The sequence below is a fragment of the Rheinheimera muenzenbergensis genome (genome assembly GCF_036984005.1).
Taxonomy (GTDB): domain Bacteria; phylum Pseudomonadota; class Gammaproteobacteria; order Enterobacterales; family Alteromonadaceae; genus Alishewanella; species Alishewanella muenzenbergensis.
This window is the reverse complement of record NZ_JALAAR010000005.1, coordinates 1-25,419: the sequence shown is the minus strand read 5'-3', so window position 1 is coordinate 25,419 and position 25,419 is coordinate 1. Positions and strand designations below refer to the sequence as shown.

Annotated in this window: 29 protein-coding genes; 16 read left to right on the top strand and 13 right to left on the bottom strand. The window is 49.8% G+C overall.

Annotation, left to right across the window (positions count from 1 at the left end; genetic code table 11):
* The 4 genes from MN202_RS07320 to MN202_RS07305 all read left to right on the top strand — a co-directional run.
* A partial coding sequence (locus MN202_RS07320; RefSeq protein WP_335735446.1) for a tetratricopeptide repeat protein occupies positions 1-1,377 on the top strand: 1,377 nt, incomplete at its 5' end.
* A 293-nt stretch (positions 1,378-1,670) separates the two neighbouring features.
* A complete protein-coding gene (locus MN202_RS07315; protein ID WP_335735445.1) occupies positions 1,671-2,156 on the top strand; it encodes a Tse2 family ADP-ribosyltransferase toxin in 486 nt (161 codons plus the stop codon).
* The gene (locus MN202_RS07310) at positions 2,143-2,391 is read left to right on the top strand and encodes a hypothetical protein (protein WP_335735444.1); all 249 of its coding nucleotides are present in this window, start codon (positions 2,143-2,145) and stop codon (positions 2,389-2,391) included. The genes MN202_RS07315 and MN202_RS07310 overlap by 14 nt, the downstream gene beginning before the upstream one ends.
* Positions 2,384-2,530 carry a hypothetical protein gene (locus MN202_RS07305; protein WP_335735443.1) on the top strand — a complete coding sequence of 49 codons (147 nt, stop codon included), beginning with the start codon at positions 2,384-2,386 and terminating at the stop codon, positions 2,528-2,530. Before MN202_RS07310 ends, MN202_RS07305 begins: the two co-directional genes overlap by 8 nt.
* An 11-nt stretch (positions 2,531-2,541) precedes the next feature.
* On the opposite strand, the gene MN202_RS07300 is transcribed toward MN202_RS07305, so the two are convergent.
* Positions 2,542-2,865 carry a type II toxin-antitoxin system RelE/ParE family toxin gene (locus MN202_RS07300; protein ID WP_335735442.1) on the bottom strand — a complete coding sequence of 108 codons (324 nt, stop codon included), beginning with the start codon at positions 2,863-2,865 and terminating at the stop codon, positions 2,542-2,544.
* Entirely contained in the window at positions 2,852-3,115 is a 264-nt protein-coding gene (locus MN202_RS07295) for a type II toxin -antitoxin system TacA 1-like antitoxin (protein WP_335735441.1), read from the bottom strand. The genes MN202_RS07300 and MN202_RS07295 overlap by 14 nt, the downstream gene beginning before the upstream one ends.
* 189 nt (positions 3,116-3,304) lie before the next feature.
* Between MN202_RS07295 and MN202_RS07290 the strand changes: the two genes are divergently transcribed.
* Positions 3,305-3,607 carry an excalibur calcium-binding domain-containing protein gene (locus tag MN202_RS07290; RefSeq protein WP_335735440.1) on the top strand — a complete coding sequence of 101 codons (303 nt, stop codon included), beginning with the start codon at positions 3,305-3,307 and terminating at the stop codon, positions 3,605-3,607.
* Positions 3,608-3,616: 9 nt separating this feature from the next.
* On the opposite strand, the gene tusA is transcribed toward MN202_RS07290, so the two are convergent.
* The 3 genes from tusA to fadB form a co-directional block, all read right to left on the bottom strand.
* Positions 3,617-3,865, bottom strand: coding sequence for a sulfurtransferase TusA (tusA, locus tag MN202_RS07285; protein ID WP_335735439.1), 249 nt, complete (start codon positions 3,863-3,865; stop codon positions 3,617-3,619).
* Positions 3,866-4,138: 273 nt separating this feature from the next.
* Complete coding sequence (fadA, locus tag MN202_RS07280; protein WP_335735438.1) at positions 4,139-5,302, bottom strand: acetyl-CoA C-acyltransferase FadA; 1,164 nt, start codon at positions 5,300-5,302, stop codon at positions 4,139-4,141.
* A gap of 16 nt (positions 5,303-5,318) precedes the next feature.
* Entirely contained in the window at positions 5,319-7,472 is a 2,154-nt protein-coding gene (gene fadB / locus MN202_RS07275; RefSeq protein WP_335735437.1) for a fatty acid oxidation complex subunit alpha FadB, read from the bottom strand.
* A gap of 191 nt (positions 7,473-7,663) precedes the next feature.
* Between fadB and MN202_RS07270 the strand changes: the two genes are divergently transcribed.
* From MN202_RS07270 to MN202_RS07260, 3 genes are read left to right on the top strand one after another with little or no spacing between them, the layout of a single operon-like run.
* Complete coding sequence (locus MN202_RS07270) at positions 7,664-9,577, top strand: transglycosylase SLT domain-containing protein (protein WP_335735436.1); 1,914 nt, start codon at positions 7,664-7,666, stop codon at positions 9,575-9,577.
* 51 nt (positions 9,578-9,628) lie between these two features.
* Entirely contained in the window at positions 9,629-10,948 is a 1,320-nt protein-coding gene (pepQ, locus tag MN202_RS07265) for a Xaa-Pro dipeptidase (protein WP_335735435.1), read from the top strand.
* A 30-nt stretch (positions 10,949-10,978) separates the two neighbouring features.
* Positions 10,979-12,430, top strand: a complete 1,452-nt coding sequence (locus tag MN202_RS07260) for a TrkH family potassium uptake protein (protein ID WP_335735434.1) — start codon at positions 10,979-10,981, stop codon at positions 12,428-12,430.
* A 37-nt stretch (positions 12,431-12,467) separates the two neighbouring features.
* Here the strand turns inward: MN202_RS07260 and trkA are convergent, their stop codons facing one another.
* The 4 genes from trkA to def are packed head-to-tail and all read right to left on the bottom strand — an operon-like array spanning position 12,468 to position 16,625.
* Entirely contained in the window at positions 12,468-13,844 is a 1,377-nt protein-coding gene (gene trkA / locus MN202_RS07255; RefSeq protein WP_335735433.1) for a Trk system potassium transporter TrkA, read from the bottom strand.
* A 4-nt stretch (positions 13,845-13,848) separates the two neighbouring features.
* The gene (rsmB, locus tag MN202_RS07250; protein ID WP_335735432.1) at positions 13,849-15,156 is read right to left on the bottom strand and encodes a 16S rRNA (cytosine(967)-C(5))-methyltransferase RsmB; all 1,308 of its coding nucleotides are present in this window, start codon (positions 15,154-15,156) and stop codon (positions 13,849-13,851) included.
* Entirely contained in the window at positions 15,153-16,097 is a 945-nt protein-coding gene (gene fmt / locus MN202_RS07245; RefSeq protein ID WP_335735431.1) for a methionyl-tRNA formyltransferase, read from the bottom strand. Before fmt ends, rsmB begins: the two co-directional genes overlap by 4 nt.
* A 12-nt stretch (positions 16,098-16,109) precedes the next feature.
* On the bottom strand, positions 16,110-16,625 hold the full coding sequence (gene def / locus MN202_RS07240) for a peptide deformylase (protein WP_335735430.1): 516 nt from the start codon (positions 16,623-16,625) through the stop codon (positions 16,110-16,112).
* Positions 16,626-16,747: 122 nt separating this feature from the next.
* Between def and MN202_RS07235 the strand changes: the two genes are divergently transcribed.
* From MN202_RS07235 to MN202_RS07220, 4 genes are read left to right on the top strand one after another with little or no spacing between them, the layout of a single operon-like run.
* Complete coding sequence (locus MN202_RS07235; protein WP_335735429.1) at positions 16,748-17,857, top strand: LysM peptidoglycan-binding domain-containing protein; 1,110 nt, start codon at positions 16,748-16,750, stop codon at positions 17,855-17,857.
* A 26-nt stretch (positions 17,858-17,883) separates the two neighbouring features.
* A complete protein-coding gene (dprA, locus tag MN202_RS07230; RefSeq protein ID WP_335735428.1) occupies positions 17,884-18,975 on the top strand; it encodes a DNA-processing protein DprA in 1,092 nt (363 codons plus the stop codon).
* Positions 18,976-18,977: 2 nt separating this feature from the next.
* Positions 18,978-19,451 (top strand): DUF494 family protein, encoded by a 474-nt coding sequence (locus tag MN202_RS07225; RefSeq protein ID WP_335735427.1) that lies wholly within the window; start codon positions 18,978-18,980, stop codon positions 19,449-19,451.
* Positions 19,452-19,466: 15 nt separating this feature from the next.
* Positions 19,467-20,006: a DNA topoisomerase family protein gene (locus MN202_RS07220; protein ID WP_335735426.1), complete on the top strand. Its 540-nt coding sequence runs from the start codon at positions 19,467-19,469 to the stop codon at positions 20,004-20,006.
* Positions 20,007-20,022: 16 nt separating this feature from the next.
* On the opposite strand, the gene MN202_RS07215 is transcribed toward MN202_RS07220, so the two are convergent.
* Together MN202_RS07215 and purE are read right to left on the bottom strand one after the other, a co-directional pair.
* The gene (locus MN202_RS07215; RefSeq protein ID WP_335735425.1) at positions 20,023-21,156 is read right to left on the bottom strand and encodes a 5-(carboxyamino)imidazole ribonucleotide synthase; all 1,134 of its coding nucleotides are present in this window, start codon (positions 21,154-21,156) and stop codon (positions 20,023-20,025) included.
* A complete protein-coding gene (purE, locus tag MN202_RS07210; protein WP_335735424.1) occupies positions 21,153-21,644 on the bottom strand; it encodes a 5-(carboxyamino)imidazole ribonucleotide mutase in 492 nt (163 codons plus the stop codon). Before purE ends, MN202_RS07215 begins: the two co-directional genes overlap by 4 nt.
* A gap of 119 nt (positions 21,645-21,763) precedes the next feature.
* On the opposite strand from purE, the gene tsaC reads away from it, so the two are divergent.
* Positions 21,764-22,318, top strand: coding sequence for an L-threonylcarbamoyladenylate synthase type 1 TsaC (gene tsaC / locus MN202_RS07205; RefSeq protein ID WP_335735423.1), 555 nt, complete (start codon positions 21,764-21,766; stop codon positions 22,316-22,318).
* Positions 22,319-22,325: 7 nt separating this feature from the next.
* A complete protein-coding gene (gene hemF / locus MN202_RS07200; protein ID WP_335735658.1) occupies positions 22,326-23,252 on the top strand; it encodes an oxygen-dependent coproporphyrinogen oxidase in 927 nt (308 codons plus the stop codon).
* Here hemF and MN202_RS07195 read toward each other — a convergent pair.
* Complete coding sequence (locus MN202_RS07195; RefSeq protein ID WP_335735422.1) at positions 23,249-23,671, bottom strand: group II truncated hemoglobin; 423 nt, start codon at positions 23,669-23,671, stop codon at positions 23,249-23,251. The two genes, hemF and MN202_RS07195, sit on opposite strands and share 4 nt — an antisense overlap.
* Positions 23,672-23,700: 29 nt before the next feature.
* Here MN202_RS07195 and aroE point away from each other — a divergent pair, with 29 nt between their 5' ends.
* Together aroE and MN202_RS07185 are read left to right on the top strand one after the other, a co-directional pair.
* Positions 23,701-24,519 (top strand): shikimate dehydrogenase, encoded by an 819-nt coding sequence (gene aroE / locus MN202_RS07190; RefSeq protein WP_335735421.1) that lies wholly within the window; start codon positions 23,701-23,703, stop codon positions 24,517-24,519.
* On the top strand, positions 24,516-24,752 hold the full coding sequence (locus tag MN202_RS07185) for a DUF1488 family protein (RefSeq protein ID WP_335735420.1): 237 nt from the start codon (positions 24,516-24,518) through the stop codon (positions 24,750-24,752). Before aroE ends, MN202_RS07185 begins: the two co-directional genes overlap by 4 nt.
* On the opposite strand, the gene MN202_RS07180 is transcribed toward MN202_RS07185, so the two are convergent.
* Positions 24,749-25,282: a gamma carbonic anhydrase family protein gene (locus MN202_RS07180; protein ID WP_335735419.1), complete on the bottom strand. Its 534-nt coding sequence runs from the start codon at positions 25,280-25,282 to the stop codon at positions 24,749-24,751. The genes MN202_RS07185 and MN202_RS07180 overlap by 4 nt on opposite strands.
* Positions 25,283-25,419 lie beyond the last annotated feature (137 nt).

The window sequence follows — 25,419 nt, the reverse complement described above, 5'->3', positions numbered from 1 at the left end:
CGGCAGCTGCAGGCGCAATTGGGCGACCAGCCGCAGGTATTGCTGGATTTAAGTGTGTCGCTCAGTAAACTCGGTGATGCTGAGCGCGATACCGGGCACGCAGAAGCCGCGTTGTCAGCCTATCGGGAAAGCTTGGCGATTAGACGGCAGCTGCGGGCGCAATTGGGCGACCAGCCGCAGGTACTGTCGGGTTTAAGTGTGTCGCTTAGTAAACTGGGTGATGCCGAGAGCTACGCAGGGCGAGCTGAAGCTGCGCTTTTGGCCTATCGGGAAAGCCTGGCGATTAGAAGACAGCTGCGGGCGCAGTTGGGCGACCAGCCGCAAATATTACGGGATTTAAGTGTGTCGTTAATTAATCTAGGTGAAGCCGAGCGGGACGCGGGGCGTGCAGAAGTTGCGCTGTTGGCCTATCGGGAAAGCCTGGCGATTAGACGGCAGCTGCGGGAGCAATTGGGCGACCAGCCGCAGTTATTGCGGGATTTAGGTGTGTCGCTTAGTAGACTGGGTGATGCCGAACGAGATGCTGGGCGCGCAGAAGCTGCGCTGTCGGCCTATCGGGAAAGCCTGGCGATGTGTCGGCAGCTTCATGCGCAACTAGGTGACCAGCCGCATGTATTGCGGGTTTTAGGTGTGTCGCTTAGTAAACTGGGTGATGTCGAGCGAGACGCAGGGCGCGTAGAAGCCGCGTTGTCGGCCTATCTGGAAAGCCTGGCGATTAGACGGCAGCTGCATGCGCAACTGGGTGACCAGCCGCAGGTATTGCGGGATTTAGGTGTGTCACTCGAAAGATTGGGTGATGCCGAGCGCGACGCAGGACACGCAGAAGCTACGCTGTCGGCCTATCGGGAAAGCCTGGCGATTAGACGGCAGCTTCATGCGCAACTGGGCGACCAACCGCAGGTATTACGGGATTTAAGTATTTCGCTTGGGAGGTTGGGTGATGCCGAGCGAGGCGCAGGGCGCGCAGAAGCTGGGCTGTCGGCCTATCGGGAAAGCCTGGCAATTGACCGGCAGCTACTGGCGCAACTGGGCGACCAGCCTCCGGTATTACAGTATTTAAGTATTTCGCTTGGGAGGTTGGGTGATGCCGAGCGCGACGCAGGGCAAGCAGAAGCTGCGCTGTCGGCCTATCGGGAAAGCCTGGCGATTAGACAGCAGCTGCAGGCGCAACTGGGTGACCAGCCGCAGGTATTAGATGCTCTAGCAGTAAGCTATGAGCGAATAGCAAGTTTGCTTAAGGATGACGATTCCTTGGAAGCACTAGAGAATGCTTTAATGTTACGACGGCGCCTGGTGGATGCAATGCCAGATACACCTTATTATCGGCAACGCCTTGCATCGATAGAAGCGTTGAAGTTTTCAAAGAAGCCGCATTAAACGAAATAGTTTTTACTTTAGTCAACGCCCTCACGCTATTTAGGTGAGCCTAGGGTATAGGCGACAAATGACTTGATTAGATTAACCACTAAAATTTTTCACGACATATCGATACGGCAACTCAATCGTATAACTTTCCGCAAGCTCATGATCCTTAAAGCGGCAAAATGCCGGAACATCGCGTGTTGAGGCTAGGTCGTCGGCGATAATCAGTAGATCGCCCCTAAAAACTCGCTGATTTATAATTTATATGTTTTAATAAGGTTAATTTATGATTAACTTAAGGTGTTTTTATGCTGACTTTAGAAGAAATAATTATTAGTCGTGGTGAAATAGAAAAAATATATAGAGCAAATATTGCACTAACTTTGTGGCGTGGTTTACATAGTTCGGATGACAAAATAAACCCGTTATACCCGGATTTTTACCGGCGCGATTTGCCCAATGGTGATATCCGCGAGCCGGATGTAACAATTGTCAGGGACCGGAAAACAGGGAAAGAAATAGTAAAATCTGAGGAAGGCGTTGGCACTTCTTTGACAGACAAAGAGGGACTGTTTGGCCACAAAAGCTGGGAGTATTATGTTATTCCAAAAGGAACCGTAATACCTAAAGAGCTTATAATCACCAAAGACCACTACTTAGCCAGGAAAAAGTGCTGGCACTATTCCATATCACCAAATTTTGATATGGCAAAAGAAGACTTTATTGCTGCGTTAGATAAACTGGCGCAAAATGCGGGCATTAAAGTGAAAGGAAAAACTCATGCCACAGGTTGACGTTAGAACGTTATCTGTCTGTATTCAGGCACTACAAACAGCCATAAAGCATAATGACTTTTTGTCGCAGTCGGCAACAGTTGATAGCGATGACTATGAAGAGAGCTCATATATGTTTGAGCTCGAACTGGCTAAGCTTATAAAGCTTTATCAGCAGGAAGAAGCTGCTGGTAATGTAAATATTCCGCTTGCGGAGCTACTTAAACCGCCTTTTGATGGCTCTATTAATGCCTGATGTTGAGCCAGAGCCAGGAACGCTGGAATATCAACAATGGTCAATCCAGCATTCAAAGCTGTTAATTGACCGCTTGTTTGAACATCCAATACCTGAGGATGTTGCACAAGCGGAAGATGGTTTAAGCTGCTTGTTTTAAATCATCATCGCTTATGGGAGCCTATTTTCTACTTTCTGGCGGGAGTCCGTTTTCTGGTGTAACACAGCAATGATTGCAATACCCTTACCATTAGTTTCGCAGATGTAATACACGGAGTGATATTTGTTATGCCAGACCATAATATCCGGTAGATTCTCACTAAAAGGTTTGGCGGGTAGTAGTTTGCTGGCAAGCGAATCAAAGGTCTTTTCCAGCTCGGCAGCATAGGCTCTGCTTTTTGCTATACCCCAGGTTTTAACGGTATAGCGCGCGATACTCTGTAAGTCTTGCGCCGCCTCAGCAGTTAACTGATAACGCTTTTTAGCGCTTGTCATGCTCAGCTATAGCCTGTTCGAATATATCGGTAACACTTTGCTCAGAAAAATTGCCGTTATGTGCGCTGGTTAGCCGCTTTTGCAGTAGGGTTTCTAACTGCTTCACTGAGTAGTTTTGCGGCTGCTCTTCCGCCTGCTGTGGTAGCACTTTGTCCAAGATAAAGTCCTTTATGCTTTTACCCTGTAATGCCGCCATAGCTTTTAGCAGTTGATGCTGCTCAGGTGTCACTTCTATGGATAATCTGCTCACAGCGCGCTCCGGAGGTTATCGTTGAGATAGTTTTAAGTATAAACATGATGTACTAATGTGCAAATGTACATTTGTGCACCAAAAAGCCTGAGCGAGGATAAAACTATTGTCGTTACCTGTTTTATCTCCTAAGTTAGTGTTTTATTTCCGCCAAAAGCGGTCAGGGATTATTCAACAAGGATGCGTTAATTGAAAAAGCTGTTACTTATCGCGCTGATTGCCTTCGGTGCCTGGAATTACTACCAAAAACAAAACACTGCGCTAGTAGCAGAACCTGTTGCTGTACCAAAAGTGTTGCCTGACTACACTGTACCAATTAGCAAAGCCCGTGCTGTGGCCAATGCATCACAGTTCCGCTGCGGCGGTCGCCAACACTGTAGTGAAATGAACTCTTATGAGGAAGCCGTATTCTTTCTAAGAAACTGCCCGGATACCAAGATGGATGGCGATGGTGACGGTGTACCTTGTGAAAGGCAGTTTAATCGCTTTTAAGATGTCGTGTTAACCACTAATTTTCTTAACCACATATCGATAGGGCAGCTCATTGGTATTACTGCTTACTAACTCGTGATCCATAAAGCGGCAGAATGCCGGGATATCACGGGTGGTGGCTGGGTCATCAGCGATAATCAGTAAAGTTTCACCCACCTGCATTTTGCGCAGTTGCAGCCGCACCATCATTACCGGCTCGGGGCAGCGCAGGCCTAAGGCATCGAGGGTTTGATCTGCGTTGCTAAAAATATCTTCCATTTAAACTCCGGTAGAAAGTCTTTGCTTTGTTTGCGTAGTGTCGGCGAAAATTCCCGCTGTACTCGCCACAGCGGGGCTTCGGGCAATCCTGCCTCTCAGCCGTGCGGCCCGGCTTTGCCGTACGCTGGCGTTCCATACGGCAGCTGTTGCCGCATTCGCTGCGCTCGTGGGTCTGTGGCTGCGCCAGCGGGATTTGCGCCTAATCTTTGTGCCAATAAATAAGGGCCGTAAAAACGGCCCTTATTCTATGCGATTGTGTTTATGGCTGCCAGCTTATGGCCGTTCAAACACGGTAGCAATACCCTGGCCTAGGCCGATACACATGGTAGCCAGGCCAAACTTGCCGCCTTTATCTTCCATCACGTTAATCAGCGTAGTGGCGATACGTGAACCGGAGCAGCCCAGCGGGTGACCAAGGGCGATAGCGCCGCCGTTCAGGTTTACTTTTTGCTCGGCTACTTCCAGTAGGCCTAAGTCTTTCATTACTGGCAGGGCCTGGGCCGCGAAGGCTTCGTTCAGCTCGGCATAGTCAATGTCGGCTATGGTAATGCCTGCCGCTTTTAACGCCTTTTTCGACGCCGGTACCGGGCCGTAACCCATAATAGACGGATCACAACCGGCTACACCCATACCGCGCACGTAAGCACGAATTGGCAGGCCCAGCGCTTTGGCTTTGTCTTCGCTCATGACTAACATGCCAGAGGCACCGTCAGATAATGCTGAAGACGTACCCGCCGTTACTGTACCGTTGGCCGGGTCGAATACCGGGCGCAGTTGGCCCAAGGCTTCTACTGTAGTTTCTGGCCGGATAACTTCATCGTAATCCATCAGCTTTAACACGCCGTCAGCGTCGTGGCCTTCGGTGGGAATAATTTCATTTTTAAAGCGGCCCTGCAGGCTGGCTTCTTGTGCTAAGCGGTGCGAGCGGGCGCCGAATTCATCCTGCTGCTGGCGGCTAATACCGTGCAGTTTGCCCAGTAATTCAGCGGTTAAGCCCATCATGCCGGCGGCTTTAGCGACAGAAGTCGATAAACCCGGATGGAAGTCGACGCCGTGGTTCATTGGCACATGGCCCATGTGTTCAACACCACCAATTAAATACACTTCACCCATGCCGGTTTGAATAGCGCGCACGGCGTCATGCAAAGCTTGCATTGATGAGCCGCACAATCGATTTACCGTTACCGCCGGTACTGAGTGCGGAATGCCGGCTAACAGTGCCGCATTACGTGCCACGTTAAAGCCTTGCTCCAGGGTTTGTTGTACACAACCCCAGATAATGTCGTCGATATCGGCCGGGTTTAACGCCGGGTTACGCGCCACTAATGAGGCCATCACATGGGCAGACAGTTGCTCGGCACGCACGTTGCGGTACATACCGGCTTTGCTGCGGCCCATCGGGGTACGAATGCAATCTACGATAACTGCGTTTTTCATTATTTTGCTCCTGCGCTTAAACCGGGAAGAAACGCTGGCCGGCTGCGGCCATAGCGCGGGTTTTGTCTGTTACCTGATAAATTTCGCCTAAGTGGGCGTATTTATCGGCCAGGGCGACAAAGTTGCTTAAACCGATAGTATCAGCATAACGCAACGGGCCACCACGGAACGGCGGGAAGCCTAAGCCGTAAATCAGGCCCATATCGGCTTCAGCGGCGCTGGCCACTATGCCTTCTTCCAGACAGCGAATGGTTTCGTTAATCATGGGTACCATAACGCGGGCGATAATGTCTTCCGCGCTGAATTCCTGCTTATCTGCAGCAATAGCGGCCAGTAAGCTAATAGCGGCCGGGTCGATATCTTTTTTCGGTTTGCCTTTGGCATCTTTGCTGTAGGCATAGAAACCGACGCCGTTTTTCTGACCGTAACGATCGGCTTTATACATTGCAGCAACCGGATCATTGTCCAGCTTGGCCATGCGGGTAGGGAAGCCTGCTGCCATAACATCGGTGCAGTGATAAGCGGTGTCTAAACCGACTACATCCAGTAAGTAAGCCGGGCCCATTGGCCAACCAAACTGCTTTTCCATTACCCTGTCTACCTGGGCAAAGTCGGCACCATCTAATACCAGCTTGCTAAAGCCGGCAAAGTAGGGGAACAGTACGCGGTTAACAAAGAAACCCGGGCAGTCGTTTACCACGATAGGCGATTTACCCATCTTGGCTGCGTAAGCCACTACAGCAGCGACAGTTTCTTCGCTGGTGTCTTTACCACGGATAACCTCTACCAACGGCATACGGTGTACCGGGTTAAAGAAGTGCATACCACAGAAGTTTTGTGGCCGGCTCAAGTTAGCTGCCAGTGAGTCAATTGAAATGGTTGAGGTGTTAGAGGTTAAAATAGCGTCGTCAGTTAACAGTGCTTCAACTTCTTTTAATACCGCGCCTTTAATTTTCGGGTTCTCTACCACGGCTTCCACCACGATATCGACGCCCTTAACGTTCTCGTTGCTCAGCGTAGGCGTAATAGCGGCAATTACTTTAGCCATACCTACCGCATCGAGCTTTTTACGCTCTACCTGTTTACCTAACAGCTTAGTGGCTTCGCCCATGCCCAGCGCTAACGCTTTATCGGCGATGTCTTTCATCACCACCGGCACGCCTTTTAAGGCCGACTGATAGGCAATACCGCCGCCCATAATACCAGCGCCAAGTACGGCTGCTTTGTTTACTGCTTTGGTCGCCGTTTTGGCGGCCTTTTTGGCTTTGCCTTTGATCAGTTGATCATTTAAAAACAAGCCAATTTGCGCAGTAGCGGCATCGGTTTTAGCCAGTTTAGCAAAGCCTGCATTTTCCAGTGCCATAGCACCGGCGCGATCTAAACCAGATGCGGCTTCAATGGTAGTCACTGCCAGCATAGGTGCCGGGTAGTGTTTACCGGCGTTGGCAAAAACCATACCTTTGGCCGTGCTGAAGCTCATGGTGGCTTCGGTTTTGTTTAATTTAAGCGGTTGTAACTTCACCGCGCGTTTTTTACGCCAGTCCAGTTTGCCGGCAATGGCATCTTCCAGCATGGATAGCGCTGCCGCTTCCAGTTTCTGCGGCGCTACTACGGCATCAATTAAACCAAACTTTTGTGCTTGTTCGGCACTGTGGTCTTTGCCGGTGGTGATCCATTCCATCGCATTGTCGGCACCGATAATGCGCGGCAAGCGCACGGTACCGCCAAAGCCTGGCATTAAGCCCAGTTTTACTTCCGGCAGGCCAATACGGGTGCTAGTGTCGGCAACGCGATAATCTGAAGTAAGTGACCACTCACATCCGCCACCCAGTGCGAAACCTTTCAGTGCCACTATGGTTGGCACCGGTAAATCTTCGGCCAGATCAAAGATATCAGAGGCTTGTTTGATCCACGGGATCAGCTCGTCTTCCGGCCGTAAAAAGGTGCTTAAAAATTCAGTAATGTCGGCACCAACGATAAAAGCGTCTTTTTCGCTACAAAAAATAACACCTTGCAGCGACTTATCGGCGTGCAGCAGCTCTAAAGCTGTCTTACAATCAGTTAGCGTCTGCTGGTCAAATTTGTTAACTGAGCCCTTGGCATTAAAAGCAAAACGGGCGATACCAGGTTTCAGGTAAGCAACACTGATGTTGTCACTCTGGTAAATCATAACGGTGCTCCTTGGTCGCGTATGTTAAGGTTGTTCGCAACTGGTACGATGAGGTTGTCTGGCTCAGTGTGTCGTGGTTTGGTAAAAAATTCAACCGTTATTTAAACGCGTGTTTGAATTTGCCACCACTGATTAGCAGTAACTATAGGTGGTATTTCTTTCAGTTTAGAATTTTTGTCGGGGTTATCGTCGTGAAACGTATTGTTTTTATGTTGAGTAACCTGCTACTGGCGCCATTATCGGCGGCGTCAGTGTCTTCTGAGGCAGGTTTGCGTAATGAATTTTTGCAAGCCGAGCGTCAAATTGGCAGTGTAAAGTACCAGCAGGCACAAAAACTGCTGCAAAAATTTGCCGGTTATCCGTTGCAACCTTATCTTGAATTGCGACGCTTACAACAGTTTCTGACAGCTGATGAGCGTATCGCGGCTTTCCTGCAGCAGCATCAGGGCTCACCTTTAGATTGGCCGTTACGTAAACCCTGGTTGCTGGATTTAGCGCGGCGGCAAAAAGCCGGGCTTTACCTGGCAAATTACCAGGGCTCAACTGACGCCGAGCTGGAATGCTACGCTGTGCGTTTTAAATTAGCCGCTAAAGATGCTGACAGCGGCGGGCTGTGGCAGGAAGTGAGTCGGTTGTGGCTGGTGGGTAAATCTCAGCCAAAAGCCTGTGATCCGCTATTTTCTGCCTGGCGCAAAGCCGGCCAGCAAACGGCCGAGCGGGTATGGCTGCGCCTTACACTGGCGGCAGAAGGTGGCGATGCCAGTTTAATTCCGTATTTAAAATCGCAGTTACCCGCAGATATGCACTATCTGGCCGATATGTATCAGCAGGCCCGGCGTAATCCGGCGGTGATAGCAAATAGCCGGTTTTTTACGCTGAAAAAGCCGCAGGAGCGGGACATCGCTGCCTATGGTTTAAAACGGCTGATCTGGCGCCATCCGGATCAGGCACTTAGGGTGTGGCAAAAGTTTGTCAATGATCCTTACTTTACCGAGGCTCAGCGGCTGGATGTGCAGCGCCAGTTTGCTATAGCGCTGGCCAGTAAAGGTGATGAACGCGCCGCAGTTTGGTTTGCCGATTTGCCAGCTGAATTTATCGACAGCACACTGGCGCACTGGCATGTCAGCCATGCGCTGGCGCAGCTTGATTGGCCAAAGGTACAGCAGGTTATTGAAGCCTTACCGGCCGAGGTTAGCATTGATAGTGCCTGGCGTTACTGGTTGGCACGCGCCTATGAGCAGCAAGGCCAGACTGACAAAGCTACTGCTTTAATGCAGCAACTGGCGTTGCAGCGGCATTTTTATGGCTTTATGGCCGCCTCCCGCCTGGGGTTACCGCCGAGTCTGGCACATGCGCCGGTGACTGTCAGCGACACAGAACTTCAGCAATTGCAGCAACACCCGACTGTAAAGCGGGCGCAGGAATGGCTGGCTTTAGGCCGGTTAACGGAAGCCCGCCGCGAGTGGAATCATCTGCAGGATATTTCATCTGAACAACAAAAATTAGTCTCAGCTAAGCTGGCCTATCAATTGCAATGGTATGAAAGGGCGATATTCTCGCTGGCGGATGTCGGTTATTGGGACGATATAGAGTTGCGCTTTCCGCTGGCGTATAAAGACGAAATTAGCCAAAGTGCCGCTAAGGCAGAAATTGATTCCGGCTGGGCGATGGCGATAGCGCGGCGCGAAAGTTCGTTTATGGCCGATGCGGCATCGCCGGTAGGCGCGCGGGGTTTAATGCAGCTGATGCCAGCAACAGCGCGACAAATTGCGAAAAAGCCGGTGCAGCTGGCGCAACTGAATAACCCGGTGTTGAATATTGATTACGGCGTCGACTATCTGAATTATCTGATGCGGCGTAACGATGGTAACTTACTGATGGCAACGGCCGCGTATAACGCCGGTTACAGCAGGGTAAAACAGTGGATCCCGAAAGATTATGCGCTGCCGGCAGATGTCTGGGTAGAAACTATTCCTTATCGTGAAACACGTGAATATGTTAAAGCGGTGATGGCGTATTACCAGATTTACAATATCAGGCTTAATGCGCCGGTTGACGTGTTTAAGCCGCTGACGTCAATGCAGATTGGGGTCATAGTGGAATGATGATATGATTGGCGGCATAATTTTCAGCCAACAGGTCAGAGACTTATAACAATGACTTATCAGACTTTGTATCCGGCACATATTGCCGAACTGCAGCAACGTACCCGCTTACTACTGGAGCGCGAAAACCTGGATGCACTGGTGGTGCATTCCGGCCAGACACAACGCAAGTTTCTGGACGACATGGATTACCCGTTTAAAGCCAACCCGTTGTTTAAGGCCTGGTTACCCGTGGTAGACAATCCACATTGCTGGTTGTTACTTGATGGCGAGAACAAACCCAAACTGATTTTTTACCGGCCAAAAGATTTTTGGCACAAGGTGCCGGATGAGCCGCATGACTATTGGGCCGAGCATTTTGATATACAGTTGCTGGATAAAGCCAACAAAGTAGAAACCTTACTGCCATATGATAAAGCCCGGTTGGCTTATTTAGGTGAGCATATAGAAGTGGCCAGGGCGCTGGGCTTTACTGAAATAAACCCGGAGCCGGTATTAAACTTTATCCATTTTTATCGTGCGTACAAAACGCCGTATGAGCAAGCCTGTCTGCGTATGGCTAACCAGATGGCAGTGGCGGGCCACAATGCGGCCAAAGCGGCATTTTTCGCCGGTGGTAGTGAGTTTGATATTCAGCTGGCTTACTTAGCCGCGGTGCGGCAAACCGAAAACGAAGTGCCTTATGGCAATATCGTCGCGCTGAACCAGAACGCCGCTATTTTGCATTACACGGCGTTGGAGCGCCGGGTGCCAAAGCAGCTACATTCGTTTTTGATAGATGCCGGTGCTGAGTTTAACGGTTATGCTGCTGATATCACCCGCACTTATAGTTTCAAGCCGCAGGATGAATTCGCCGAGTTAATCAGTGCGGTAAATGCTGTTGAGCTGGAACTGGCCGGAGCGCTAAAACCTGGTTTGAAATATGGCGAGCTGCATGTGAAATGTCACCAGCGGATAGCCGAAATACTGCAACAGTTTGATTTTGTCCGGATGTCGCCAGAGGCTATCGTCGAGACTGAAATCAGCCGCACCTTCTTTCCGCATGGTCTGGGCCATCACTTGGGCCTGCAGGTGCATGATGTGGGTGGCTTTATGGCAGATGAGCGGGGCACTCATGTTGCCGCCCCGCAAAGTCACCCTTATTTGCGCTGTACCCGCACTATCGAAGCCAATATGGTGTTTACCATTGAGCCTGGCCTGTATTTTATCGACAGCCTGCTGGCAGATTTAGCAGCGACAGAGCATGATAAAGCGATAAACTGGCAAAAGATTGATGCTTTCCGTCAGTTTGGCGGTATTCGCATTGAAGACAATATTATTGTGCATCAGGATCGCAATGAAAATATGACCCGCGATTTAAAGCTGGCATAAGCGAACTACCCAGGGATAACAGCTGCCACTATGCAATACCGTTCGATAATTCGGATCCTGGGCCTGCTGATTGCTATTTTTAGCATCAGCATGGTGCCGCCGGCTTTTGTGGCGTACTGGTATCAAGACGGTGCCGGTGTACCGTTTTTATTGTCTTTTGTGCTGTGTTTGTTTATCGGTTTTGTGATCTGGTATCCAAACCGTGCCTACCGGCGCGAACTTAAAGTTCGCGATGGCTTTTTAATAGTGGTGCTGTTTTGGACGGTGCTGGGTGCCGTGGGCGCCATTCCGTTTATGCTGGCCAGCAACCCGGAGCTTAACCTGGCTGGTGCTATGTTTGAGGCCTTCTCTGGCCTCACTACGACCGGCGCGACGGTATTAACCGGTATTGAGCACCTGCCTAAAGCCATATTGTACTATCGCCAGCAGCTGCAATGGCTGGGGGGCATGGGGATCATCGTATTGGCGGTGGCAATATTACCGATGTTAGGTGTCGGTGGTATGCAGTTGTACCGTGCTGAGACGCCAGGCCCGGTAAAAGACAACAAGATGACGCCGCGCATTGCCGATACCGCTAAGCACCTGTGGTATATCTATCTGGCGCTAACCTTAAGCTGCGCGCTGGCGTTTTTTTTGGCAGGTATGAGTGGTTTTGATGCCATTTGTCATGCGTTCTCTACCGTCGCTATCGGTGGTTTTTCCACCTATGATGCCAGTATAGGGCACTTTAACAGTGCGGCAATAAATGCTATCTGCGTAATATTTTTATTGCTGAGCGCGATTAACTTTCCGCTGCATTTTGCCGCGGTGCGCGGTAAAAGCGTCAGTACTTATTTTCGTGACCCGGAATTTAAAGCCTTTTTGGCCATTCAGGCCGCGCTGATATTTATTTGTTTCGCGGTACTGCTTTATACCAATGTTTATAGCAGTACTGCTGAGGCATTAAACCATGCCGCCTTTCAGGCGGTGTCTATTTCTACCACGGCGGGCTTTGCTACCGACGGCTTTGCAGCCTGGCCATTGTTCTTACCGATCTTGCTAATTTTTTCCAGCTTTATAGGTGGCTGCGCCGGTTCTACCGGTGGTGGCATGAAGGTAGTGCGGGTTTTGCTGTTGTTTTTACAGGGCAAACGCGAGCTTAACCGGCTTATTCATCCGCGGGCGGTATATGCAATCAAGCTGGGACGGCGTGCGGTAGACGACCGTATTGTCGAAGCGGTATGGGGCTTTTTTGCCGCCTATGCGCTGGTGTTTGTGGTGATAATGTTGCTGTTAATTCTGACCGGACTGGATAACATCACCGCTTTTACCGCTACGGCCGCTTGTTTAAATAATCTGGGCCCCGGCCTGGGAGAGGTGGCAGCACATTTCGGCAATATACCGGACAGTAGTAAGTGGTTGCTGGTAATTGCCATGGTGTTTGGCCGGTTAGAGGTGTTTACGCTACTGGTATTGTTTACCCCGGCGTTCTGGAAAGATTAAGCCGCTACGGTGTAGCGGCTTGCTCAGTATCTGCTGTCTAGATAAAAATGGCGCTAACCTGAAACAGCTTTTCCACTTCGACAATGTGTTTCTTATCGACCATAAACAAAATAATGTGGTCGTCGGTTTCAATCTTGGTATTGTCATGGGCAATCAGGACTTCGTCGCCGCGTACTATGGCACCGATGGTGGTGCCCGGCGGTAATCTAAGCTCACCAATAGTTTTACCCACTACCTTACTGGTGCTGGCATCGCCGCGGGCTACTGCTTCTATTGCTTCTGCTGCGCCACGGCGCAATGAATACACATTAACGATATCACCACGGCGTATATGGGTTAACAAGGCTGAAATAGTGGCTTGTTGCGGTGATACCGCTATGTCAACTTCGCCGCCCTGCAGCAAATCAACATAAGCGCCACGTTTGATCAGAACCATGGTTTTTTGCGCGCCCATCCGTTTGGCCAGCATGGCAGACATAATGTTGGCTTCATCGTCGTTGGTAACGGCAATAAATACATCGACCTGCTCTATGTTTTCTTCTTCCAGTAGCTCAGGGTCAGAGGCATCACCAACATAAACCACAGTGTTATCCAGCGCACTGGATAAGAATTCGGCGCGTTCTTTGCCACGCTCTATCAGCTTAACGCTGTGGGTTTTTTCCAGTGCCCGGGCCAGACCAAAACCAACGTTACCGCCACCGGCAATCATAATGCGCCGATAGCTTCGTTCCAGTTTTTGCAGCTCGCTCATCACCGCGCGGATATGCTTGGTTGCCGCGACGAAGAAAACTTCATCATCGGCTTCAATAATGGTGGTGCCCAACGGCTTAATGGCCGTGCCGCGCCGGTAAATAGCTGCTACGCGGGTTTCAATATTCGGCATGTGCTCTTTTAGTGCTGACAGTGCATGGCCGACCAGCAAACCACCATAGTAGGCTTTAACCGCCACCAGGCTGACTTTGCCGCCGGCAAACTCTACTACCTGCAGCGCGCCGGGGTAATCGATTAAGCGACGGATATAGTTGGTAACCAGTGCTTCCGGGGCAATAAAGTGATCAACCGGCATATCATCTTTATGAAATAATTCGTCGCGGTATTTCAGATATTGGTTAGTGCGGATGCGGGCAATTTTAACCGGTGTGCTGAAGATACTGTAAGCTACCTGACAGGCCACAATATTTACTTCGTCACTGTTGGTAACGGCTACTATCATATCGGCATCTTCGGCACCGGCTTTTTTCAGAATGTCGGGATGCGAGCCGTGGCCAAATACTACCTGCAGGTCAAAACGGTCCTGCAGGGCGCGGAGTTTGTCGATATTGGTATCTACAATGGTAATATCGTTTTGTTCACCTACCAGGTTCTCTGCCAGAGTAGCGCCAACCTGACCGGCACCCAGAATAATTATTTTCATACGCTTAGCCTGCTATCTTTTTATGCAAAATGGCGTAGAAAAACCCGTCGCCGTCCTGTTCACCGGGTAGTAATTGCCAACCAAACGGCTGCGAGCTGAGTTGCTGTGGCGCAGGTTGTAGTTGCGCATCACTGTGTTGCTGTAAAAACTGGGCAATTTGCTGTTGGTTTTCCTCGGGTAACACACTGCAGGTGGCATAAAGTAAAGTGCCGCCAGGTGCTAATAATTGCCAGCATTGGCTGAGGATCTGCTGCTGTAATTCTGCCAGTGCGGCAATATCCGCCTTTTTACGCAACCAACGAATGTCCGGATGCCGCCGTACAACGCCGGTAGCCGAGCAGGGCACGTCCAGCAAGATGCGATCAAACTGCTGACCTTGCCACCAACTGTCTGGTACGGCGGCATCAGCCGCTATAACGTTGGCGTTAAAACCCAAGCGAGCCAGATTATCGTGTACCCGCAGTAAGCGCTTAGGATCTTTATCCAAAGCGGTTAATTCAGCCTGTGGCGCCAGTTCCAAAATATGGCAGCTTTTGCCACCGGGTGCGCAGCAGGCATCCAACACTTGCTGGCCATCCTGTGCATTAAGCAACACTGCGGCGTACTGGGCCGAAAGGTCCTGTACCGAAAACCAGCCATCGAGGTAACCAGGCAGGCTGGTAACATCCTGCGCCTGTGCCAGTTTGATCGCGGCCGGCAGGTCGGCCACCGGCCGGGTATAATCAATACCGGCGCGCGTCAGTGCGGCGGCATAGTCGGTCGGATTAATTTTACTGACATTTACCCGCAACCATAGCGGTGCTTTATGCTGATTAGCATCCAGTATTGTTTGCCAGTTATCTGGATAGGCTTGCTGCAAAGCGGTTATCAGCCAGCCCGGATGATTGTATTTTACTGCCGCTGGCGCTGTATCGAAGTTAAACAATTCGCTGTTGCGCTGTACATTGCGCAACACGCCGTTAATCAGCTTAGTTAATGACTGGCCTTTTAATTCACGGGCGGCATCGACGGTTTCACTGATAGCGGCATGATCAGGAATACGCATAAACTTCAGCTGATAAATACCTACGTACAATAAAAACTGCAGTGGGCGTAGCTGCTTAATCAGTGGTTTGCTCATGAGTTGGCTACAAACCGCCTCTAGCTGCGGTAAATAACGTAGCACGCCAAAACAAATTTCCTGTAACAGAGCTTTATCTAACGTATTGTCTGTCTGCGCCTGTGCTTTAGGCAGTGCTTCCGATAAGCTCAGGCCGCAATCGACTACGTCGAAACAGCATCGCGCTGCCAGGGCGCGCAGGTTGGCGCTCATAGCTGTTTGCCTGCCGCAAGCCAGTCGGCCCGGCCATTAATAAAGTCAGCGGCTGCCATCGGCTTTTTGCCAGGTGGTTGCAGCTGGCTAATACATAACACACCTTCAGCGCAGGCTATGCGAATGCCCTGTTTATCAGCACTCAGTACAGTGCCCGCGGCCTCCTGACCAGAAGACACCTCTGCATGGGCTAGCCATACTTTAACGTTGCCTTGTGTCAGCGCCAGATAACTAACCGGCCAGGGATTAAAGGCCCGGATTTCACGCTCCAGCACTATGGCTGCTTTGTTAAAGTCGAGCAGGGCTTCATCTTTATGTAACTTTTCAGCATAACTGGCTTGGTTATCGTCCTGCGTTTGCGCCTGTTGCTGTAATGCTGGCAGGTTGTTTAAGGCATCTGTTAGCGCAGCAGGCCCCAGTTGTGCCAGTTTGTCGTACAAACTAGCGCTGGTGTCGGTTGCGTCTATGCTGCAGGTTACCCGGCTTAGCATGGCACCGGTATCTAAGCCGGCATCCATTTGCATAATGGTGATGCCAGTGTGTTCGTCACCGGCCCAAATCGCGCGCTGAATAGGTGCGGCACCACGCCAGCGTGGTAACAAAGAGCCATGCACGTTAATGCAGCCTAAACGCGGTGTATCCAACACAGTTTGCGGCAATATCAGGCCGTAGGCCACAACTACCATTACATCAGCATTTAACGCGGCCAGCTCACTTTGTGCCGGTGCTTTTTTCAATGATTTTGGTTGATAAACGGCAATACCATGTTTAACTGCCAGTTGCTTTACAGCGCTGGGTTGCAACTGCTGCCCGCGGCCGGCAGGCCGGTCTGGCTGGGTGTACGCCGCCACCACCTGGTGACCGGAATCGATAAGAGCCTGTAAATGACGGGCCGCAAAATCCGGCGTGCCGGCAAAAATAATACGTAAAGGTGTAGTCACAATGATCCCTGTTTACAACGCGTGACGTTGTGCCATTTTGGCTTCTTTTTCCAGCTTTTTGCGGATACGGTCGCGTTTTAACGGTGATAGGTAGTCGATAAACAGTTTACCCAGCAAATGATCCAGCTCATGTTGCAGGCAAATTGCCAGTAAACCGTCGGCTGATAGTTCAAACCAGTCGCCGTTTTTATCCTGCGCTTTTACGGTGACTTCGGCTGCACGATCAACTTTGCCGTAGTTTTGAGGTACTGACAGGCAGCCCTCTTCGTAGCTGGTGTCGCCGTTGCGGGCAATAATTTCAGGGTTTATAAACACCATAGGTTCATTGCGATCATCTGAAACATCGATGACGACAACGCGTTGATGCACATTAACCTGGGTTGCCGCTAAACCAATGCCATTTTCGGCATACATGGTGTCCAGCATATCGCTTACTAACTGCTTAATTTCGCCTGTTACTGCGGCCACGGGTTTAGCTACAGTACGAAGACGTTCATCCGGATAATGTAAAACTTGTAAAACTGCCATAACACCTACAAAAATATGCTTTGTTTCAAAGGTTGTGGTATGTTTTAATTTTAGCCATTAATGCGCTGTATTAACAGCTTAGTGTGCAATAATTACAACAAGACCGGCTCAAGGATGCAGGCATGCTGAAAAAATTCGCAATTGGTGCCACTTTACTCGTATTAAGTGGCTTATTAAACGTATCTGCAGACGTATTACAAATACGTGATGACGCGCCTGCCAGCTATGTGGTGAAAAAGGGTGATACTTTGTGGGATATTTCTGCATTGTATTTAAACGAACCTTGGTTGTGGCCACAACTTTGGCAAATGAACCCGCAAATTGACAATCCGCATCTTATATACCCGGGTGACACTCTGACTCTGGTGTATGACGCGCAGGGTAAACCCCGGCTGGTAGTTAATGAGAATGTAAAACGGTTGTCGCCAACAGCGCGCAAAACCATGAAAGGCACAGATGCTGTTACTACATTACCTCTGAGCATGATCCGGCACTATCTGACATTTGAGCAAGCATTGGATGAAGAAAGAATTGCCGCCTTGCCATATGTGCTGGGTTCAAATGCCAACGTTAAAAACTCGGTAAATGACCACATTATTTATGCCAAAGGTGTTCTGGATACCGGTGCCTCTTATGGCGTGTACCGTAAGGGCAAACCCTATTTTGACCCTGAAACAGAAACCGTACTGGGGTATGAAACCACACTGGTAGCTACTGCACGGGCTTTCCGACCCGGACGAGAAGCAACAGAAGAGTCGCCAGCGGAGGCATCGTCGCTGAATGTTTTAAGTGTAAAACGCGAAATTAAGCAGGGTGACCGGTTAATGCCGGCTTTGGAAGGCCAGGCCTTGCCCGCCTTCTTTACCATGCGTAAACCTGATTATCCGGTTGATGGCTTGATTATTGACACCACTTCTAATTTACGTGAATTTTCTAAGTGGGATATAGTCGTGCTGAATCGTGGTGAACTGCAAAACATGGAAGCGGGCTATATGCTGGGTATTTATCGTAATTCGCCGCTGGTTGTAGATGGCAAAGACGGTCCGGTTTATATCGAAGATGCCAATAAGCTGCAGCAGACCTTTAAGAATTTTGGTGAAAACACTATTCAGCTACCACGGGAAAAAGTAGGTGAATTAATGGTGTTTAAGGTATCAGAGCGTAGCAGCTTTGCCATAGTTACCAAAACGCAGCGTCCTATCCGGGTTGGAGATTTAATCTCTAATTTGTAATATCAGTATGATGGAGCCAGGTTGCCATGGAAGATCTTCGCAACTGGCTCGCTTTAGCCACTGTGCATGGCCAGGATGGCCTGAAGTTCCAACGTCTGAGCGAGCGTATTCCTTTAGCTGAGCTGGTAAAGCTACCAGCCAGCACTTTACGTAATATTGGCTTTACTGAGCGACAGGCCTATTTGCTGACGCAAGAAGCCCAACCTAAAGTAGCGCATGCGTTAAACTGGCTGGCACAAAGCGATTCACATCACATTATCACCTATCAGGATCCGCGTTATCCTGCGCTGTTAAAACAAACCAAACAACCGCCATTACTACTCTTTGTCAAGGGTGAGCCTCAGGTGCTGGCACAGCAACAATTGGCGATGGTAGGTAGCCGCACACCGACACCAACCGGGCGTAAAGTGGCGCAGAGTTTCGCTGCAGAATTGTCACAACAAGGTTATGTCATTACCAGTGGTATGGCGCGCGGCATTGACAGTGAAAGCCACAAAGGCGCTTTGCAAGCCGGCGGCTTAACGATTGCAGTATTAGGTCATGGTTTAGAACAGGTCTATCCGGCATCGAATAAAGCTTTGGCGCAGGCGATTGCGGAGCAGGGCGCGTTGGTGTCAGAGTATTTTCCCGATATACAGGCAAGAGCCGAATGGTTTCCGCAGCGCAATCGCATTGTGGTGGGCTTAAGTATCGGCACTATAGTTGTCGAGGCTGGACTTAAAAGCGGCACCCTGATAAGCGCTAATCTGGCGGCGGAGTATAGCCGTGATGTGTTTGCAGTACCTGGATCGGTTTACAGCCCACAATCAGCAGGCTGTCATCAGTTAATTCAGCAAGGGGCTAAACTGGTGACTTGTGTGGCCGATATATTGGAAGAATGGAGCTTTTTTAGTAAAAGTTGTCTAATAAATACGGCTGAACAGGAAAAAAGTCAGCAAACAGACTTGTTTGCCTGCCAGTTGTTGGCTAACGTAGGAGATGAGGTTACCGCAGTTGATTTGATTGCACAACGCGCCGGTCTGGCGATTGCCGATGCAAACATAGCGCTGCTGCAGCTGGAGTTAGCTGGTGAAGTAGCAGCAGTTCCTGGTGGCTACATAAGAGTGAGGAGTGCCTGAGTATGTTTGATATCCTCGTTTATCTGTTTGAAAACTATATCCACAATGAATCTGACATTTACGTTAATCATGCCGATCTAACCAAAGAATTAAGCCGGGCGGGTTTTCATGACGACGATATCTTCAAAGCGTTAAAATGGCTCGACAACCTGTCCGCGCTGCAGGAAAGTCATGTTAAGCCATATCTGTCAAAAGGCATTAGCAATGCCACTCGCATTTTTAGTATGCCAGAACTGGCAAAAATGGATGTAGAGTGTCAGGGGTTTCTGTTGTTTTTAGAACAAATTAATGTGCTGGATGCCGTTACCCGTGAGATGGTGATCGACAGGGTGATGGATTTGGATAGCAACAGCATTAGCCTGGAAGATTTAAAGTGGGTGGTGCTGATGGTGCTGTTTAATGTACCCGGCCACGAAAATGCCTATGCCCAAATGGAAGACTTAATTTTTGATGAACCTGAAGGGCCGCTGCATTAAGCGGCCTTAACCCTTATGACAGACGATTCGGCCTTGTTTGAGCTGCCGCAACAACAGCAGTTATGTCCTTTATGCCAGCAGCCGCTGGTGATTAAATCCGGTAAAAACGGCGCTTTTCTTGGTTGTAGCGCTTATCCGGCCTGCAACTATATCAAAGCCTTGCATCAGCATGAAACCAGTATAGTGAAAGTACTGGACAGTGAAGCCTGTCCGCAATGCGGTAATGCACTGGCAGTTAAAAATGGCCGTTACGGCATGTTTATTGGTTGTACAGATTACCCACGCTGCACTTTTGTCGTGCATGAGCAAAATGAACAGCCGGAAGCGGAGCGCCTGGCGTGCCCTAAGTGCAAGCAGGGCCAACTGACGGAGCGGGTTAATAAGTTTGGCAAAGCGTTCTGGGGCTGTGGCAATTACCCGAAATGCAAGTTTCTGTTAAATGATCAACCCGTTGCTGGCTGCTGTGTTAGTTGTGGATTCGGTTTGTTGTTGGAAAAGAAAGCGGCGTTGTACTGTGCTGATAAAAAATGTGGGCAAAAACAGCCGGCAGCTTAAGCTACCGGCCAGCTTATCAGTTTAACCGGTCTGCCATTTGCGCCAGTTCAGGAAAAGCCGTTTCGGGCAATAGCGCAATTAATTGCTCAAATCGTTGTTTTAGCTGGGCATTATCTTTGGCTGATAAATTAATGTGGCCCATTTTTCTACCAGCACGTTTGCTTTTGCCATACCAATGTAAATGTAGCCCGGGCAGTGCAAGTATTGGTTCTGGCACAGTGTCTTCGCCAAGAATATTCACCATTAAACTTGGACGAACCAATGCTGTGCTACCAAGCGGTAAACCCGTTACCGCACGTAAGTGCTGTTCAAACTGACAAATATCTGCACCTTGCTGGGTCCAGTGGCCGGAGTTATGCACCCTTGGCGCAATTTCATTGACCAGCAGCTCACCCTTTACATCAAAGAATTCAATTGCCAGTACCCCAACATAGTTCAACTGGTCTGCTACAGCAGTAAACATCTGCCTGGCTTGCTGTTGTAGTTGTTCATTGCCGGCTATCGCTAATGACACACTTAATACGCCGTTTACGTGATGGTTTTCAGTCAGTGGATATACCTGCACTTCACCTTTACTGTTACGGGCGCCAATCAGAGACACTTCGCGTTGAAATGGAATAAATTGCTCGGCCACTATGGCTTGTTTGCTATCTGCGGCCAAAAAGGCACTGATTTCCTGCCACAGTGCAGCGGCATGCTCAGCTTGTTTTAAACGCCACTGACCTTTGCCGTCGTAACCTGCCAGCGCGCTTTTAAATACCAGCGGCAGGCCCAGCTTAGTGATAGCGGCATTGAAGTCGGTTTCGTTATTGATAATATGATAACTGGCAGAGCGCACACCGGCGCTGTCCAGCAATTGCTTTTCCAGCCGGCGATCGCCGCCGGCTTTAATCGCCGTTTCACCGGGAAAAAACTTACCGCTTTGCTGGCATTGCGCCAATACGGGTAGCGGAATATGTTCAAACTCAGCTGTCACCACATCGGCGTCAGCGATAGCATTAGCCAAACCTTTACCCAGATTTTGCTGAGTTAAAGGGTGCACTATGGCATCACTGTTGACATCATAAGCGCTGATACTGATATTCAGCGGCGCACCAGCCAGTGCCATCATCCGCGCCAGTTGGCCTGCGCCCAACACTAAAACTTTCATAGTGACACCTGTGATGGATCCGGTTGGCTTAACACCATGTCGGTTTGTGCCTGGCGAAAGGCGTCAATCTTTGTCATTAATTCTGGGCTGTGTGTCGCCAGAATTTGTGCCGCCAGCAAGCCGGCATTGGCAGCTCCGGCATCGCCAATGGCCAGGGTGCCAACCGCAACACCTTTTGGCATCTGGACGATAGAAAGTAGTGAGTCTAAGCCCTTAAGCGCTTTAGATTGTACTGGCACACCTAACACCGGCAGGCTGGTAAAGGCCGCGGCCATGCCAGGTAAATGCGCTGCACCACCGGCGCCGGCAATAATGACCTTTACACCACGGCTGGCGGCTGAGCTGGCGTAATCGGCCAGTAACTGCGGTGTGCGATGCGCGGAAACAACTTTGGTTTCATAGGCAATACCGAACTTATCCAGCATATCAGCGGCGTGCTTCATAGTAGGCCAGTCTGAGGTTGAACCCATGATGATGCCAACTTGCATTGTTGTTTCCTTCTGTACGTGATGAACTAAAAGCGTGAAGGCGCTATTATAGCCAGTTGCGCAACTGAAGAAAATTTTAACTGCGTTTTTCGTTTAATTATCCGGAGTAGTAGCAACAAATGACAGATCAGCAGCTGGTTTTACAGGCTTTGCAACAAGGTGGTGTTATCGCTTACCCCACTGAAGCAGTTTATGGGTTAGGCTGCGATCCGGATAATGAGGCAGCTGTGATGGCGCTGCTGGCAATTAAACAGCGACCGGTAGAAAAAGGGCTAATCTTAATTGCCGCTACCTATTCGCAGCTATTGCCCTATGTGGATGATAAAGCCATACCGCCGGAAAAACGTTATCAGATATTCTCCAGCTGGCCCGGCCATGTTAGTTGGGTGTTGCCTGCCAGCAAAACCGCGCCTAAGTGGATTACCGGTAAATTTGACAGCATAGCGGTACGGGTTAGCGCCCATCCGGTGGTACAACAGCTTTGCAATACCTACGGCAAGCCGTTAGTGTCAACCAGCGCTAATTTGTCCGGCCAACCGGCAATTACCGACCTTCTTGAGCTACAACAAAGCTTGGGTGCTATGTTATCCGCTATTATGCCTGGCGCACTGGGCGGAGCCACACAACCCAGCCAAATTCGTAATGCCCTTACCGGCGATATAGTAAGGAGTTAAGGTGACTATCAACCAACCTCAGCATCATCTGGCCGCAGTACAACAATTTTTACAGCAGCTGCAGGACACTATCTGCAAGGCATTGGAGCAGGCGGATGCTAAGGCACAGTTTGTTGAAGATGCCTGGCAGCGGCCTGAAGGTGGTGGCGGTAAAAGCCGCGTGCTAACCGGCGGTAACGTATTTGAACAGGCCGGTGTGAATTACTCACATGTATTTGGTGCCAATATGCCGGCGTCCGCTACTGCCCACCGGCCAGAACTCGCCGGGCGTAGCTTTAATGCTTGTGGTGTCTCTTTGGTTATTCACCCGAATAACCCTTATTTACCCACTACACATGCCAATGTGCGGTTTTTTATTGCCGAAAAGCCGGGCGAGCCGGCAGTATGGTGGTTTGGTGGCGGCTTTGACTTAACGCCGTATTATCCGTTTGAAGAAGATGTTGTCCACTGGCACCAGACCGCCAAAGCGGCGGTCGACCCTTTTGGCGAGCAATATTATCCGGCTTATAAAAAGTGGTGTGACGATTACTTTTACCTTAAACATCGCGGCGAAACCCGGGGTGTAGGCGGCTTATTCTTTGATGATTTAAATGCACCCGGTTTTGAGCAGAGCTTTGCCTTGATGCGCGCTGTCGGCGAGGCCTTTATTCCGGCCTATTTGCCGATAGTCGAAAAGCGCAAAGTCACAGCCTTTGGCGAACGTGAGCGCCAGTTTCAGCTATACCGGCGTGGCCGCTATGTTGAGTTTAATCTGGTATACGACCGTGGCACTTTGTTCGGTTTGCAAAGCGGTGGCCGTACCGAGTCGATATTAATGTCGATGCCACCACTGGTGCGCTGGCAGTATGGCTACCAGCCCGAAGCAGGCAGTGCAGAAGCACTACTTTACGAGCGTTACCTTAAACCACAGGATTGGTTAAAGCTGCAATCTTAACAATTAATCATATGGCTCGCCAGTTGGCCTATCGACTGGCGAATGCCATCACGTAGCAGCTTATTTTCCACCACTTCATCCAGCGCTTGGTTCATACAAAACATCCACTGATCGCGCAGTTGTTCGTTCACGGTAAAGGGTAGATGGCGGGCACGTAGTCTTGGATGGCCGTACTTTTGCTCAAACAATGCCGGCCCGCCGAGCCAGCCAGTTAAAAACTCGAAGAACTTTTGCCGGATGGTATCTAACGGCAAGGGATGAATAGCATACAGCTCCGCGGCTTGTGGAGCAGTCTCCATAATGTCATAAAAGCGATTGGCTAATCTGAGCACTGCTGCCTCACCGCCTATCATCTGATAAGGTGTTTGTTGTGGGGTAGGGTGTGGCTTGCTATTTGCGCCGGTTTTATTAACAATCATCTGCACTAACTTCTTTATGGGCATGTGTTGTGGATCGCTATGCTGTTTTCGGTAACCCGATAAACCATTCAAAGTCACCGGTTATTCATCGACAATTTGCTCAATCACTTGGTGAACAACTGCAATACGACGCCATTTTAGCACCGCTGGATGGCTTTGCCGACAGCTGGCAACAATTTGTCGCGGCCGGCGGTAAAGGCGGTAATGTTACCGTGCCGTTTAAAGAACAAGCTTTTCAACTGGCTGAACAGCTATCGGACCGTGCAATACAGGCTGGTGCAGTAAATACACTATATATAGATAACCAGGGCAAACTCACAGGTGATAATACCGATGGTGTTGGCCTGGTAGCCGACTTGCTGCGTTTAGGTTTTGTGCTGCACAATTCAAATGTGTTACTGCTCGGTGCCGGCGGTGCCAGTCGCGGCGTTATCGGGCCACTATTGGCTGCTGGTATAAAAAAGCTGGTATTAGCTAACCGCACTGTTAGCAAAGCTGAAGCGATAGCGGCTAATTTTAATGACAGCGTATTGGGCTGTGGCTTCAACAACATTCCGGATCAGGCCTATCAGCTGGTGATCAATGCAACGTCGTCAGGTTTAAGCGGAGCACGGCCGGATATTAATGCGCAGCATCTGAAGCACTGTCTGCTGGCGTACGATATGTTGTACGGTGCTGAGCCTACGCCCTTTTTACATTGGGCAAAAGCGCAAGGGGCGCAGCAAGTAGCAGATGGCCTGGGGATGTTAGTGTCGCAGGCGGCTGAGGCTTTTTATCTCTGGCGCAATAAAAGACCCGACATTGAGCCGGTGTTGACGTTATTACAGCAACAGTTAAAAGCGCTATGAACCAACAACTGATCTTTAACAACGATTTCTACTTTGAAAATGCCAGACAGGCAGTGTGTTTCAGCTGCCTGGTTGGTGGCTTAAAAGTCTGGTGTTATATTGCACTGCCCACAAACGTTACAGCCAACAGCTTTTTGCAGCAGGTGCAGGCAGAAGCGTTTAGCTGGGAAGATGCTGCTGAACAAGCGATAGCAGAGCAAGCCTATAATGATGCAGGTGAGATCTGGCTTTAAAGCTCAGCCAGATACTCATTTTTCAAAATGACATAATTTGCTGCCGACTCGGTCAGAAAAGCTACTTCAGCATCATTAAGTGGCCGAGCTTGTTTCGCCGGGCTGCCGACATATAAATAGCCACTTTGCAGCCGCTTACCCGGTGGCACCAGACTACCGGCGCCGATAATGACATCGTCTTCTACTATAACATCATCCATTACTATGGCACCCATACCCACCAGAATGCGATTGCCAAGTGTACAACCGTGCAGCATCACTTTATGGCCGACAGTAACGTCTTCGCCAATCACCAGTGGCGAGCCTTCAGGCTTTCCCTTGCTCGGGCGGGATAAATGCAGCACGGAGCCGTCTTGTATATTGGTGCGGGCGCCAATGCGGATATAGTTCACATCACCGCGGGCAGCAACCAAAGGCCAAATACTGGCATCTTCTGCTATTTCTATATCGCCAATCAAAATGCTGGATTCGTCCGCATACACCCCTTTTGCCAGTTTCGGCAATATACCTTTATAAGCTCGTATCGTCATAATGTCCTCCAATGCTGAGTTATTATGCAGTAAATGTATTAAAAAAGCGCTTTTCGCTGCATTTTTCTGCTAACGATCTTAAAAACACAAGTTTTCTTAAATAACCGCTTGCGCCTGTTTAAAAACGCCCTATAATG

Excerpts from the sequence above, each read along its gene's own strand:
- MN202_RS07315 (WP_335735445.1), top strand. The coding sequence starts at position 1,671 with ATGCTGACTTTAGAAGAAATAATTATTAGTCGTGGTGAAATAGAAAAA.
- MN202_RS07310 (WP_335735444.1), top strand. The coding sequence starts at position 2,143 with ATGCCACAGGTTGACGTTAGAACGTTATCTGTCTGTATTCAGGCACTA.
- MN202_RS07305 (WP_335735443.1), top strand. The coding sequence starts at position 2,384 with ATGCCTGATGTTGAGCCAGAGCCAGGAACGCTGGAATATCAACAATGG.
- MN202_RS07300 (WP_335735442.1), bottom strand. The coding sequence starts at position 2,865 with ATGACAAGCGCTAAAAAGCGTTATCAGTTAACTGCTGAGGCGGCGCAA.
- tusA (WP_335735439.1), bottom strand. The coding sequence starts at position 3,865 with ATGGAAGATATTTTTAGCAACGCAGATCAAACCCTCGATGCCTTAGGC.
- fadA (WP_335735438.1), bottom strand. The coding sequence starts at position 5,302 with ATGAAAAACGCAGTTATCGTAGATTGCATTCGTACCCCGATGGGCCGC.
- fadB (WP_335735437.1), bottom strand. The coding sequence starts at position 7,472 with ATGATTTACCAGAGTGACAACATCAGTGTTGCTTACCTGAAACCTGGT.
- pepQ (WP_335735435.1), top strand. The coding sequence starts at position 9,629 with ATGACTTATCAGACTTTGTATCCGGCACATATTGCCGAACTGCAGCAA.
- MN202_RS07260 (WP_335735434.1), top strand. The coding sequence starts at position 10,979 with ATGCAATACCGTTCGATAATTCGGATCCTGGGCCTGCTGATTGCTATT.
- trkA (WP_335735433.1), bottom strand. The coding sequence starts at position 13,844 with ATGAAAATAATTATTCTGGGTGCCGGTCAGGTTGGCGCTACTCTGGCA.
- rsmB (WP_335735432.1), bottom strand. The coding sequence starts at position 15,156 with ATGAGCGCCAACCTGCGCGCCCTGGCAGCGCGATGCTGTTTCGACGTA.
- def (WP_335735430.1), bottom strand. The coding sequence starts at position 16,625 with ATGGCAGTTTTACAAGTTTTACATTATCCGGATGAACGTCTTCGTACT.
- MN202_RS07235 (WP_335735429.1), top strand. The coding sequence starts at position 16,748 with ATGCTGAAAAAATTCGCAATTGGTGCCACTTTACTCGTATTAAGTGGC.
- dprA (WP_335735428.1), top strand. The coding sequence starts at position 17,884 with ATGGAAGATCTTCGCAACTGGCTCGCTTTAGCCACTGTGCATGGCCAG.
- MN202_RS07225 (WP_335735427.1), top strand. The coding sequence starts at position 18,978 with ATGTTTGATATCCTCGTTTATCTGTTTGAAAACTATATCCACAATGAA.
- MN202_RS07220 (WP_335735426.1), top strand. The coding sequence starts at position 19,467 with ATGACAGACGATTCGGCCTTGTTTGAGCTGCCGCAACAACAGCAGTTA.
- MN202_RS07215 (WP_335735425.1), bottom strand. The coding sequence starts at position 21,156 with ATGAAAGTTTTAGTGTTGGGCGCAGGCCAACTGGCGCGGATGATGGCA.
- purE (WP_335735424.1), bottom strand. The coding sequence starts at position 21,644 with ATGCAAGTTGGCATCATCATGGGTTCAACCTCAGACTGGCCTACTATG.
- tsaC (WP_335735423.1), top strand. The coding sequence starts at position 21,764 with ATGACAGATCAGCAGCTGGTTTTACAGGCTTTGCAACAAGGTGGTGTT.
- MN202_RS07195 (WP_335735422.1), bottom strand. The coding sequence starts at position 23,671 with ATGATTGTTAATAAAACCGGCGCAAATAGCAAGCCACACCCTACCCCA.
- MN202_RS07185 (WP_335735420.1), top strand. The coding sequence starts at position 24,516 with ATGAACCAACAACTGATCTTTAACAACGATTTCTACTTTGAAAATGCC.
- MN202_RS07180 (WP_335735419.1), bottom strand. The coding sequence starts at position 25,282 with ATGACGATACGAGCTTATAAAGGTATATTGCCGAAACTGGCAAAAGGG.